General features: G+C 45.4%; 9 protein-coding genes and 1 pseudogene. 5 read left to right on the top strand and 5 right to left on the bottom strand.

The window, feature by feature from the left end; translation table 11 throughout:
- Positions 1-326 precede the first annotated feature (326 nt).
- The 3 genes from DVO77_RS07505 (at position 327) to DVO77_RS07495 (ending at position 3,418) form a co-directional block, all read left to right on the top strand.
- Positions 327-770 (top strand): hypothetical protein, encoded by a 444-nt coding sequence (locus tag DVO77_RS07505; protein WP_119977897.1) that lies wholly within the window; start codon positions 327-329, stop codon positions 768-770.
- 129 nt (positions 771-899) lie between these two features.
- Complete coding sequence (locus tag DVO77_RS07500) at positions 900-1,427, top strand: hypothetical protein (RefSeq protein ID WP_119977896.1); 528 nt, start codon at positions 900-902, stop codon at positions 1,425-1,427.
- 1,013 nt (positions 1,428-2,440) lie between these two features.
- On the top strand, positions 2,441-3,418 hold the full coding sequence (locus tag DVO77_RS07495; RefSeq protein WP_119977895.1) for a transposase: 978 nt from the start codon (positions 2,441-2,443) through the stop codon (positions 3,416-3,418).
- Between the two features lie 188 nt (positions 3,419-3,606).
- Here DVO77_RS07495 and DVO77_RS07490 read toward each other — a convergent pair whose 3' ends face one another.
- The 3 genes from DVO77_RS07490 to DVO77_RS07480 all read right to left on the bottom strand — a co-directional run bounded on the left by DVO77_RS07490 (position 3,607) and on the right by DVO77_RS07480 (position 5,488).
- Positions 3,607-3,807, bottom strand: coding sequence for a hypothetical protein (locus DVO77_RS07490; protein WP_119977894.1), 201 nt, complete (start codon positions 3,805-3,807; stop codon positions 3,607-3,609).
- Between the two features lie 51 nt (positions 3,808-3,858).
- Positions 3,859-4,137, bottom strand: coding sequence for a hypothetical protein (locus DVO77_RS07485; protein WP_119977893.1), 279 nt, complete (start codon positions 4,135-4,137; stop codon positions 3,859-3,861).
- 118 nt (positions 4,138-4,255) lie between these two features.
- Positions 4,256-5,488 carry a hypothetical protein gene (locus tag DVO77_RS07480; protein WP_119977892.1) on the bottom strand — a complete coding sequence of 411 codons (1,233 nt, stop codon included), beginning with the start codon at positions 5,486-5,488 and terminating at the stop codon, positions 4,256-4,258.
- A gap of 162 nt (positions 5,489-5,650) precedes the next feature.
- Here DVO77_RS07480 and DVO77_RS07475 point away from each other — a divergent pair.
- Both DVO77_RS07475 and DVO77_RS07470 read left to right on the top strand, forming a co-directional pair.
- Positions 5,651-6,867: pseudogene (locus DVO77_RS07475) on the top strand (IS4 family transposase).
- A gap of 1,406 nt (positions 6,868-8,273) precedes the next feature.
- Positions 8,274-9,494, top strand: coding sequence for a DEAD/DEAH box helicase (locus tag DVO77_RS07470; RefSeq protein ID WP_119977891.1), 1,221 nt, complete (start codon positions 8,274-8,276; stop codon positions 9,492-9,494).
- 59 nt (positions 9,495-9,553) lie between these two features.
- On the opposite strand, the gene torD is transcribed toward DVO77_RS07470, so the two are convergent.
- Both torD and torA read right to left on the bottom strand, forming a co-directional pair.
- Positions 9,554-10,204, bottom strand: coding sequence for a molecular chaperone TorD (torD, locus tag DVO77_RS07465; protein WP_119977890.1), 651 nt, complete (start codon positions 10,202-10,204; stop codon positions 9,554-9,556).
- Between the two features lie 28 nt (positions 10,205-10,232).
- Entirely contained in the window at positions 10,233-12,725 is a 2,493-nt protein-coding gene (gene torA, locus DVO77_RS07460) for a trimethylamine-N-oxide reductase TorA (RefSeq protein WP_119977889.1), read from the bottom strand.
- Positions 12,726-12,733: the final 8 nt, after the last annotated feature.

Genomic DNA, 12,733 nt, shown 5'->3' with positions numbered 1-12,733 from the left:
GTGATATTTCAGTCTAGCCGAAGGCATAGATAGAGCCAAACGCGATGGAAGAAACGCCTTATTTATGGTAGCTTGAAGGCCCTTGCTAAGGCTCGTAAAGCGAAGCTTTCAAAGAGACCAGCAAGAGTCTTCAAGTTCTTCAAGTAAAGCAGCGATGCTTCCCTCACGCCGCAGGGGGCTCACATCAGCCCCAAGGGCATGGAATATGAACTCACGGATTGAGTAGCGATAACCTGCTCTCTCCGAAAGTAAAGAACAAGCCGTTACACGAGACCTTCGGCTCGTGAACTAGATCGTTATGTGGCTCAGAAAAATAGGAGCAATTCATGAAAACTATTTACGCCCTGATTGTTGTATTAACGATTGCAATAACTTCTGGTTGTACCATCATGGACGGGAATGCAATTGTCACAGGTAATACTCGCCCTGCAATATCAGCTAATGAAGTTCGTCTTTATAGGTCTGCGCCAGAAGAATTTGAGGAGATCGCAATTGTTTCTGCGAGCGCAGGACATGACTTCAAGAAAAGCAGCACTTTAATGAACGAAGCTATACAGCGGTTAAAAGAAGAGGCGGCTAAGGTCGGTGCAAACGGGGTCATACTCACAAACATAAACGAGAGAGACGCACCAAGTGTCACAACTACCTATGGTTCTGCTACTGCAACAGGAACTGGTGGTAGTGCATATGCCACAGGTAGTGCTACAAGCGTTAATCGTGGAGATGCTTACACTAGACTAAACGGCGTTGCGGTTTATGTATTTAAGTAAGGTACTTTGTGCCAGCGCCACATAACAAGTCAAAGCACGCGGACTTGGAAAAGCTGTCACCTTTTTTGTTCCAAAAAAGCCGCCAACTTTCCCAAGCCGGTGTTTGAGGCGTTATATTTAAGGAGTAGTATGAAAATCTTCAGATTAATTCCATTGATTTTGGTCGTTTTTCTTCAGGCGTGTGCCAACCCATCGATTGTGAATGTTCGTGATAATCTGGCATCACATATTCAAAAAGACGCTGTGATCTACATAACAAGATTCGAGGGCAACCCCAATTTTGTTGAAGAAAGCACGGATTATTTTACTTCGCTATTGGAGAGTAAAATTGACAACCGTATCGTTCAAGGTAGCGCCTTGAGACAAGAGTCCACGGACATTATTGCTGGTGGAAACCTTGCTCCACTGGAACTTGCACTGAAAACTGCCCGTGATAAAGGGTACGACTTATTGATTATGGGCAAAGTAACGAGTCACAAAACGATGGGAAGCTTAAACGGTTTCTCCACTATCAGAGTTTTTGACGTTAAAACTGGTGAGCGTATTGCTAATTTCCATCGACCCAGTGGGCTTCTGATGGCTTTCAGTGAGCATCAATGTGTTATGGCAGCAGTAGATCGAACTGCGGATGACACGGCGAGTATGCTGTCGCGCTGATGAAATATAATCGGGTAGCCGGAGGCATCTAGCCTCCAGCCCCCACACCACCCTGCATGCGGCTCCGTACACGACTAAATGGATTTAGGAGGTAAGGCGAAGCAGGATGCCAGAGCCGAGGGCGGTTCATTTAGAACGCCTAACCTAAACTTTCTGGTTAGCTTCTTGGTTTCGAGAGTGAACTGCGATCCATCCATCTCTCAGTGAATACAATCCTGCTTTCTTAAGATACTCATTGCTCAGCGCTTGCTGCATTCCTTATAAGGGGCGGAGGTAATTAGGAGATAAAAAAAATTTAGCTTTTAACAGCTATGTGGATACTAATTACGGCTAAATCGAAGAGAGTGATAAGTCAGTGTAGGTATAGCGGTGGGGGTTGGTGGCATGGATGCCACCGTCGAGCGTATAGGGATATACTTGCAGCGCCCCACCGAAATACCTGCACGAAAGGCCTGCGGCAAGCAATTCAAAACAATCTAAGTTAACGCTACCATCAATAAATAAAAACTAATTCGACTAAATGCTACCAGTCAAAAATGCCAACACCTTGATTCGAAGTCCCACAACCTTTTGTCCAAAAACAATTTAACTTTTGATTATCCAAGTGACACGAGTAAGGTCAAATCGAAGAGATTAAGAACTCGGTGTAGGTGCGGCTGAGGCCTTCGATTTCAGGGATGAAATCGCAGAGCGCCCAAGGATGGGTTTACAGCGGTGCCGAGGAAGTACCTGCACATAAGCCTGCGGCAAACAATTCAAAACAATGTAAGTCAACGCTAACATCAATAAATAAAAACCAACTCGACTAAATGTTACAAGCCCAAAAAAAGCCAACACCTTCATTCGAAGGCCAACACACTTTTGTCCAAAAATAATTTTGCTTTTAACGGCTATGTGGATACTAATTACGGCTAAATCGAAGAGATAGATGAATAAATAGACACCCATAGTTAATGTGCATCAGAAACGACCTTCTACTAAGCTTTGAAGGAGCATTAGGCAAGGAGGTTGTTATGCCACGCCCTCGCCGTACCCAAATTAGTCTTGAAGACACTCCCTATTATCATTGTTGTAGCCGTGTAGTGAGGCGCGCCTTTTTATGTGGTGATGATGCCTATTCTGGGAAAAATTATGATCATCGCCGCAGTTGGATTGAATCGCTGTTGTTTGAGCTTGCAGCGGCTTTTGCCATTGATGTGGCAGCATTTGCCGTAATGTCGAATCACCTTCATGTGGTGCTACGTATTGACATCGAGACCGCAAATTGCTGGACTGACCGAGAAGTGCTTGAACAATGGCATAAGCTGTTTAATGGCGATGACTTAACCCGTAAGTTCACAAAAGGTGAGTTAGTTGAACCCCATGAGGTGGTTAAACTCAAGCATGCTATCGCGATTTATCGAAGTCGATTATGTGATATTTCGTGGTTTATGCGCTGTTTGAATGAACCGATAGCAAGGCAAGCGAATCAAGAAGATGGCTGTTCGGGTCGATTCTGGGAAGGACGCTTTAAATCCCAAGCTTTGTTAGATGAAGCCGCGGTTTTAGCCTGCATGGCCTACGTTGATTTGAACCCCATTCGAGCCAAGATGGCCGCGACACCTGAGGGCTCAGACCATACCAGTGTTCAGCTGCGCATTCAGGCTGCCTTAAAGGGTGAGCAGCCTAAAAAGCTACTCCCTTTTATCGGCAATGAACGCGACAATCAACCGAATGGTATTGCTTTCTCGTTAGCAGACTACCTCGAACTGGTTGATGATACTGGACGTATTATTCGTGATGATAAACGTGGCGCCATCAGTGAAAACAGTGCCAACGTACTGACAAGATTGAATATCCCCCATGAAAATTGGGTTAAGCTCATTAGCGAATTTGGTCAATTGTTTCATGGCCCAGTGGGCACATTACAAGCACTCACCCATTACTGTGAACACTTAGAGAAGCGACGACGGCACTTTGCAACGAGCTGCCAGCATTTCAAAATAGACTGATATTAACGCTTTATTACATTACAAAACCTGCTGTTCTTCTGATGCAATAGGTTGGTTTAGTGCAGCTGAAATACGCCATTTTTAAGTCAGCAGGCTTCATTTCGTCATACATCGATATTCCGGCCATATCGTATCGACCTAGAATGGCCAAATCACAGCACGGCGATTGAACATAAACCGAAAGCGTATTATGTTATTGTTTTATAATGGGTGGCTTGTTTTCTCCTCGCGCTTTTCATTTCTGCCGCCAGTGTTTCAGTATTATTCGACAACCTTTCAAGCGCCGAAGCAGAACGATTCAGAGATGAAAAAACGGTGTTCTTACTCATAGTTTCGTAGAAGGTATTTTCAACGTCCTCGAGAGTTCTTTTTGCTTTTTCGTTATTCAAAAGCTACTCCTTAAGCCCCATTATCAGCACTATTGACTGACAGTAAAATTATTATGTTTTTATAGCAATAATCACTGTTGCAACTGCAGCGACAAAAGTTGCCGAAGCCAGAACTACATTTAACCAGAAAAGTTTGTTGCCAACTCTGTCTGATGATTCCGAGTTGAGTTTTAACTGCGTTTCGACCTTAGCTAAAGCCGCTTCAATATCTTCCGTACATCTAACCGAAATTGCCGCTTTTTGTTGTTCATGTATTAAGCTGCCAACCTGTGCTGTGCCTTCCATTTCATCCAAAATTTGATTTTTGTTTTTATCCTTAACGTAGCTCAATGTTGAGTCTCCTAAAAACATAACGCCCTAATAATGGGCAAAAATTGTTGGCTAAAATGTTGAGGAACGAAAACAGCCAACTGTTTTTTGTCCTTATTAATTAGCTTGTTAGCTAACTTTAATTCTGAATCTTGATTTTATTAATCTGATTGCCACTACTATCAGTCGTCACTATAATATTATCACCTTGCGATAAAAAGACTGACTTGTGGTCGTTTTTAGATGAAATTAGCACTCTATCCAAGGGAACTTCATCTTTATGGTTAAATTTAAAAACGTCAACCATACAAGGGTACGAATTCTTACAATCATTTGTACTTACGTTGTAATTAACTCGGCCTAAAGAAGCCCACTTTGGGCGTCCATTAAGGTAACTTGTCCTTGGCCAAAAAATTGAGATATCCCATTTATTCGAATCAGAACTCCAAACTTCGTTACCTTTTACAAAAATAAATGGTTCTTGCAATTCGACGTTTTTAACAGCTCTAGAATACGTAGGATGTTCATACTTAGTATTACTTCGTTCTATACGTGTAGTTTGATCAATGGTCAGTGTTTCTAAACCTGTGTACTTTTTAAGTTTACTTGCTAGCCATTTTTCCTCATTTATATGAGAGTAACCAACATGGATAATGATTTTTGCGTCGGGATCTTTATCAAAGACTTTCTCTTTGAGGGTTAGTGCAGAATTAGTTTCCCGCTCATCAATTGTATTAAGTTTACTTGGCTTATGTTGGTCATATGAAACAATTTCAAATCCTATTTCTTTTGCTGTAAGCACTAGATTTGCATATAGGGCTTCACGTGTATAATAACCAACTTGCTTAGTTATAAAGCCTCTATCAATTTGCAGAGTAGCGGAGCTACTTAATGTTTCAGCGGCAAAGTAGCGATAGCCTTGTTTCCATAACCCCTTTAGTAGGCGGTAAGTTAAAACTCTGTGTTGTGAAATATCATGAGCTTCATTGACCATAACGATTTGATGTGTTTTAGCCCGTTCCAAAATTTCGACTACAGCACTTTTTGCATTATAGTTAGCTAAATCTTCAACACTAGAGCTTTCTATTTCAGCAGTTTTATCTCTAGTAATTAAGGCCTTACTATGTGAACCAGCAAAAGAGTACTCAACACTAAGCCCTTGCATAATAATATCTAAAGCGATGGGATTGTTAGAAAAATCTTTGGCAAAGCGTTCAGTGAATGAGATTTTCTCAATTAAAGTTTTATCTTTCGTTTGTTCTTGTATTTGGTTTCCGATTTTTACTGCCTGTAAAAGAAACTGTTCGTGATCATGCTCTTCAGAGAAAGCGGGACTAGAAGCAAGTAGGCAAAATAGTATTATTTTTTTCAAGTTAAATCCTTTTATTCGAAATTTAATGCTCAACGATATGGCAAGTTAGCTAACGCCTCACTCTAGGGAATCCCCAGATAATTCCTTTTACAATCAATTAGTAGACACGCATGGTGCTGTTTGATCTAATCAATTTCGCCAAAAACAAACTAGAACAACACCATGCGTGACATTACAATACTACATGACTCTCTTAGCAATCAATGCTCTTCCATCCACAAAAAACGTCTTAATTCTCTTATGGTTGCCACTAAATCATTACTAGATGGTGATCAACTCTCTTTGACCCAGCTAGGCCGTAATATCTCTGGTAATGTGGCGCCTAAGCACAGTATCAAACGCATTGACCGCTTGCTCGGTAATCGCCACATCAATAACGACCGATTGACGATATATCGCTGGCATGCAATGCATCTTTGCGGTGCACTCTTTTAAAACCATGAGCAATGCCTATCGTGCTTGTCGATTGGGCCGATGTAAGAGAACAACTCCGCTTGATGACATTGCGCGCCTCCATCAGTGTTCAAGGGCGCAGCGTGACCCTTTATGAGCGTACTTTTGAATTCAAAGATTACAACGCACCTCGCAGCCACAATGTTTTTCTGACTGAGTTGACAAAGGTGCTTCCGAATGGCTGCTGTCCGCTAATCGTCACCGATGCTGGCTATCGCAATACTTGGTTCGCTCAAGTAGCAAGTCACGGCTGGTTTTGGTTAGGGCGTGTTCGTGGTGACGTCAGTTATCAGCATGTTGGAACACATCAATGGCACTCCAATAAGTCGCTTTACCCAACAGCAACGAACAAAGCCAAATACATCGGCCGTGTTAACCTTGCCCGAAAAAGCCCATTGCCCTGTCATTTACACCTGTACAAAGCGAAAGAAAAAGGTCGTAAAGACCGCCGTTCCTCAAATGCAGGAAGAAACCATACCGCCCAAGCAAGCTACGGAAGAAGCAGCAAAGAGCCGTGGCTATTGGCAACCAACTTACCACCTAATCACTTTAACTCGGCCCAAGTGACAAAGCTCTACGCTAAGCGAATGCAGATTGAAGAGACCTTTCGAGACTTGAAGAGTCCACAATACGGCATGGGGCTGAGGCACTGCAAAAGTCGTTGTCCGAAGCGGCTAGATGTGTTGCTGCTCATCGCTATGCTGGCAGAAATTGCCTTATGGCTAATTGGTATCGTTGCCTTACATCTAGGCTGGCAAAAACACTTTCAGGCCAACACCATTCGGCACCGGCCTGTGCTGTCGATTGTCAGATTGGGGAAAGAGGTTCGGCGGAGGGAAAACTATCAAATAACAGCGCAGCATTTACGCTGGGCAATGCATGAATACATAAAGTTGGTTCACACTGCTGGGAGACCTGAATTATGAGGGGATCCCCCAGGACCCATATAGGAGTGATATTCCTGATGAATTTGATAATTACAGAGATCAATTCACATTAATAAAGGGTGGCCTCACAGATTATTTTCTCAAATATGACTCTTCTCAAGAATCATGGGTAACAGAATCTAAGCGAGAAATGCTTAACACTGTACGAGACAACCTTAAATCTAGGCGTCTAGGTAAAAAACTAACAAAAAATCCAGATGACATCTACGGCGCACCTCCTTTAGATGTTAATCCATAGAAATTTTAATCTGAAACTCACGAATTAGAGCTAGAAATCTAGCTCACTTTTGTCCAAAACAGAGTTAGCTTTTGATTGTCCGAGTGACACTAGTAAGGTCAAATCGAAGAGATTAAGAACTCGGGTGTAGGTGCGGCTGAGGCCTTCGATTTCAGGGATGAAATCGCAGAGCGCCCAAGGATGGGTTTACAGCGGTGCCGAGGAAGTACCTGCACAAAAGGCATGCTGCAGGCAATGGGTTGCCATGAAGGTTAACGCTACCATCAATCAATAAAACCTAACTCGACTAAATGTTACAAGCCCAAAAAAAGCCAACACCTTCATTCGAAGGCCAACACACTTTTGTCCAAAAATAATTTTGCTTTTAACGGCTATGTGGATACTAATTACGGCTAAATCGAAGAGATAGATAAGTCGGTGTAGGTGCGGCTGTGACCTTCCGTGACAGGGATGTCACGGCAGAGCCTACAGGGATTGTACTTGCGGCGTGTCACAGAAGGACCTGCACGAAAGGCATGCTGCAGGCAATTGGTTGCCATGAAGGTTAACGCTACCATCAATCAATAAAAACTAACTCGACTAAATGTTACAAGCCCAAAAAAGCCAACACCTTGATTCGAAGGTCAAGATACTTTTGTCCAAAAACGATTTTGCTTTTAACGGTTCTGTGGATACCAATTACGGGTAAATCGAAGAGATAGATAAGCCGGTGTAGGTGCGGCGTGTCACAGAAGCACTTGCACAAAAGGCATGCTGCAGGCAATGGGTTGCCATGAAGGTTAACGCTACCATCAATCAATAAAAACTAACTCGACTAAATGTTACAAGCCCAAAAAAGCCAACACCTTCATTCGAAGGCAAGCACACTTTTGTCCAAAAACGAGTTAGAGCGACCGTCTGCTTATCGTTCCTTTCAGACATTAATCAAGAAATGCTTCAATGTTAGATAAGGTCACGTTAAAAATCTAAAAGTGTCAGTTCGTGTATGAGTCAGTACAAATTAACACAGTGCTAGCGTAGCGTCAGTCTTAACGGGTTAGGTGGCTTACAACTGGCGTAAATCTGGTAAACTTGGCGCTTATTGATTGTCTCTTACTCGTTACTTATTGTTTTTACGCTTGTATCTGCAAGCAACAGGTTAATTTGCATGCAATTTGCTCAATTAGGCTTACATTCATCATTACTCAGTGCGCTGTCACACATGGACTTTACGCAGCCAACGGCGATTCAGGCCGCCGCCATTCCAGCCATTTTAGCGCATCACGACATACTCGCCTCGGCGCAAACCGGCACAGGGAAAACCGCCGCATTTGTGTTGCCTATCTTGCAACAACTGCTGGCGCAGCAGGATGAGGCGACTCATTCACCTGTGGCGATTAAGGCGCTCATTTTAGTCCCAACACGGGAGTTGGCACTGCAGGTGCAAGCGAGTGTACAAGCGCTTGCGCAGATGACATCGCTGCGCAGCGCTGTAGTGTATGGTGGGGTCAGCATAGATGCGCAGCAAAGCCAATTAAACCAAGGTGTTGACCTGTTAGTCGCAACCCCTGGACGATTACTCGATCACCTTCGCCGCGGCGGATTAAATTTAGACTCGGTCTCATATCTGGTCTTTGATGAAGCAGACCGCATGTTAGATATGGGCTTTATGGATGAGATAAATGCCGTGATGGCGCAGCTGCCGCCCCGCCGTCAGACCTTGTTATTTTCAGCCACCCTTGACGATAGCGTACTGCGCTTTAGTCGCAATTTATTGCGCAGCCCAAAACGTATCGAGGTCGATTCGCCTCACAGCTCCGCGCGCGACATTGAACAGCGGGTTTATGCCGTCGATAGTGATAATAAGTTTGCTGTACTCAGCCATCTTATTCGTCAAGGTCAGTGGCAGCGGGTCTTGGTGTTTAGTCGTAAAAAGGTCGCTGCCGATAAGTTAGTTCAACGCCTGAACGATGCAGGTATCGCGGCTAAGGTGTTGCATGGTTCATTGACGCAAGGGGGGCGAGAGCAAGTGCTGCAAGCTTTTAAGGCTGGCGACATTAACGTGTTGGTAGCAACCGATGTGGCGGCTCGTGGTATCGATATTCCCTCGCTCGATTATGTGGTCAATTATGAGTTGCCGTTTGTGGCGCAAGATTATGTGCATCGCATTGGTCGCACTGGGCGAGCCGGACAAAAAGGGCTGGCCGTTACCCTGTATAGCGAAGAGGACGCCTTGCTGCTCGAAGAGGTCGAAGCCCTATTGGATAAGCGTTTGCCGCAGCAGTGGTTACCAGGGTTTGAGCCTGACTTGACCAAAATGGCGCCGTTGGCGGGTAAGCTGGGGAAATCAGCGCAAAAACGCCGCGCTAAGCGCCGTGGGCGCGGCTGAACAGTACCTATAAAAAAGCGCCGCAGAAGCGGCGCTTTTATTCGTGTAGTACCAAATTATTAATGCGATTGTGATGCGGCGAGCGTTTCACAGTCGCTCTTAACCCAATGGGTGGTTAAGTTGGCGAGCGCGGTATAAAACTGACCATTATCACACTGACCCACTTTATCGCTAAATGTCGCCAACCAACTGTTAAGATAATCGTTGATAAACGCCAGTTGTGTGGCGCTATTGACCCGATTGGCTTGATGGGCTACATAGGCCAAAATCACCGCTAGATGATCGGCAGGCTCAGGAAATTCACTCTGAACCTGTAACTGACTCTGTTCTAAATGGTCGAGCATTTGTTGATGTTGCTCACCAAATAGCAGCACTTCATCACCATCTTGTTTATTGCTGGCCATATACAGGCTGGCGTACGGGCTAGCGCTGTGTTTGGTTCCGACTAAAAACAGGCCACAATAGTCGGCAGCCAGTTCTAGCAGCGCTTTATCTGTGGTTAAGCCTAGCAATACCGCGTTGATCTTAGCCACATCAGTGCCCAAAAGCGGGTCGCTTGCCAGTTGTGCCAAGAAAGCTTGCGCTTGCGCACTGGTCAGCTCATGCAATAACGGCTGGTCGACTTCTTTAGCAAATAATGCCGACAGTAAGCGGTAGACCATGGCTCTACCTTGGTTAATGCTATTGTCGTGTGCGTTACTGTGACTCATTGTCTGTCTCCTTGGCGTTGGCCATTACCTAAATCAGCGTTTCGATAGGGCCGCTAAATGAGCTGACCTCAGGCACTTTACCTTGATAACGCTCAAATTCGACCAAACAGGTGTAGGCCGAACAGGCTTGGGCCAATTTTGAGGTTCCGATATCCTGAGTCAAGGTATTAGGATCGCCATAGCTGCACAATGCACCAATTTCGTTGCCTCCTTGCTTGCTACCATCTTTACCGACAGGGCCATACCAAGCGCCTTCTTGGATGCGCACTATGCCTTGAGGGAAGCGGTTAGACACCACCGCACCGGCAAGCAGTTGGCCACGGTCATTAAATACCCGCACGATATCCCCATCTTTAATGCCGCGCTGCTTAGCGTCGAGCGGATTAAGGAACACAGGCTCACGGCCTTGAACCGTATACGTGGCCCGGTATTGTTCTGATTCGCACATCTGTGAATGCAGGCGATGGTCTGGGTGGCAAGATTGCAGCCAAATCGGGTGTTTATCTGAACCTGGGCCCCCATGGCTGCGCTCTGTTTTTTCTATCCATGTGGGGTGACCGGGGCAATCATCGTAATTAAATTGCGCTATTTTACGACTGAAAATTTCAATTAAGCCTGATGGCGTCCCCAGCGGGTTGATTTCAGGGTCATCTCTAAAGTCGGCGTGACGTGTCCATGGCTCGCCCTCGCCAAAGTGGACATAACCTTGCTGCCAGAAGGTATCAAAGTCAGGCATGGCAAAATTGCCGTCGTTATCGGCTTTACAGTCGTTATACAGTTTTTTGAGCCAGTCAAACTCACTCATGCCACGAGTGTATTGCTCTCCTTTGCCCATCAAGGTGGCAAAGCGGGTGAATATCTCAAAATCAGACAAGCTTTCATACAGTGGTTCAACCATCTTTTGCATTGCCAAGATCCCACGGTTGGCATAACTGCCATACACATCCAGATCGTTGCGCTCAAAGGTGGTACAGGCTGGCAGCACGATATCAGAGAAGCGGCAAGTGGCTGTCCAGTTGGTATCTATGGTGACGACACATTCGAGTTTGTGAAATGCGCGTTTCATGCGGTTGCGATCTTGGTGGTGATTCCAAGGGTTGTTACCGGAGAACACCATCATCTTAATGTCTGGATAGGTGACTTTAGAACCATTGGCTTCAATGGTTTTGCCTGGCTCTAAGATGGCATCAATCCAGCGTGCGACCGGAATAGTGCTACTGGCGCCCTTAAAGTCATTGTTATCAAATAACGGCTTTTGGCCTTCATCGAGGTTACGCGGAAACGCGCCCGGCGCTGCGGCTCCCGATGACGGCACACCAATACCCGAATAGTGATGACCATAGCTGATGCCACCGCCCGGTAAGCCAATTTGGCCTATCATAGTGGCGAGTACGGCGGCCATCCAATAGGGCTGCTCGCCATGTTGTTGGCGCTGAATACACCAGCCCATCATGATTTGGGTGCGTCCTGCGGTCATCACCTTGGCAAGATCGCGGATGATCTCTTGGCTAACACCGCAGATCTTACTGGCCCACTCGGGGGTTTTTGGTACACCGTCAGACTCACCCATAAGATAGGGAAGGAATTGATCGAACCCTAAGCTATAGCCTTCGATAAACGATTTATCATGCAAGTTTTGGCTCACCATTTCGTGGGCGATCCCCAGCATTAAGGCGACATCGGTCTGCGGATTGACATATAGCTGTTCACAACCCAAGTATTTTTGGGTTTTGGTGACCACAGGATCTATGCTGATCACTCGGATCTTGCCTTGTTTCACTTTTTCTTTAAGTTGCGCAAGGTAAGCAAATGACTCATGAGTCTCGGCGTTCCAGCCGACCTGTAGGTTTTTATAGGGATCATTTGACCATAAAATAATGGTGTTGGACTCTTGCAGGATCAATGGCCATGAGGTGCCCTGAGCATAAACCTCGGTCGAGCCGAGCACATAAGGCATGATGGTTTGACCGGCTCCGGTTGAGTAGTCACCGATTTTTTTGATGAAGTTACCGTGCATGCCCACAGCGCGTTGCATATGGCTGGTACAAGAGTGCAGTTGGCCTGTGGCGCGCCAGCCCGTTTGGCCAGCGTGTAGGCCTGAGGGACCATATTTAGTTTGCACTTCATCGAGTGAATCTTTAAACAGTGACAAGGCCTTATCCCAGGTCACACGTACAAAGCGAAAATCACCACGTTGGCTGGTGTCACTCTTGTGGCCGTTAAGCAAAAAGTCTAAGCGCACCATAGGGTAACGAACTCGAGATGGATTGTAGACCAAGCCTTTAATACCGTTAATCATATCGGTTGGATATTGGTCTCGGTCAAATGGGATCACCTGATCGATAACGCCATTTTTACGTTTCATCTTAAATGCACCAAAGTGCGACCCGGTTGTTAACCAGCCATCATTGGCGTTGGCGCCTGTGCTGGCGAGGGCATTAAGGGGGGCCAATACTGACGCACCACTGAGGGTCACATAAGAGGTGGCTGCAAGGCCCTTAAGAAAATCTCTTCTGTTCATGTTGATAT

Source organism: Shewanella algidipiscicola (genome assembly GCF_003605125.1).
Classification (GTDB): domain Bacteria; phylum Pseudomonadota; class Gammaproteobacteria; order Enterobacterales; family Shewanellaceae; genus Shewanella; species Shewanella algidipiscicola.
This window is presented reverse-complemented; position numbering and strand designations above follow the sequence as displayed.

Bases quoted from the DNA above. Each gene is read 5' to 3' on its own strand.
- DVO77_RS07505 (WP_119977897.1), top strand. From the start codon at position 327: ATGAAAACTATTTACGCCCTGATTGTTGTATTAACGATTGCAATAACT.
- DVO77_RS07500 (WP_119977896.1), top strand. From the start codon at position 900: ATGAAAATCTTCAGATTAATTCCATTGATTTTGGTCGTTTTTCTTCAG.
- DVO77_RS07495 (WP_119977895.1), top strand. From the start codon at position 2,441: ATGCCACGCCCTCGCCGTACCCAAATTAGTCTTGAAGACACTCCCTAT.
- DVO77_RS07470 (WP_119977891.1), top strand. From the start codon at position 8,274: ATGCAATTTGCTCAATTAGGCTTACATTCATCATTACTCAGTGCGCTG.
- torD (WP_119977890.1), bottom strand. From the start codon at position 10,204: ATGAGTCACAGTAACGCACACGACAATAGCATTAACCAAGGTAGAGCC.
- torA (WP_119977889.1), bottom strand. From the start codon at position 12,725: ATGAACAGAAGAGATTTTCTTAAGGGCCTTGCAGCCACCTCTTATGTG.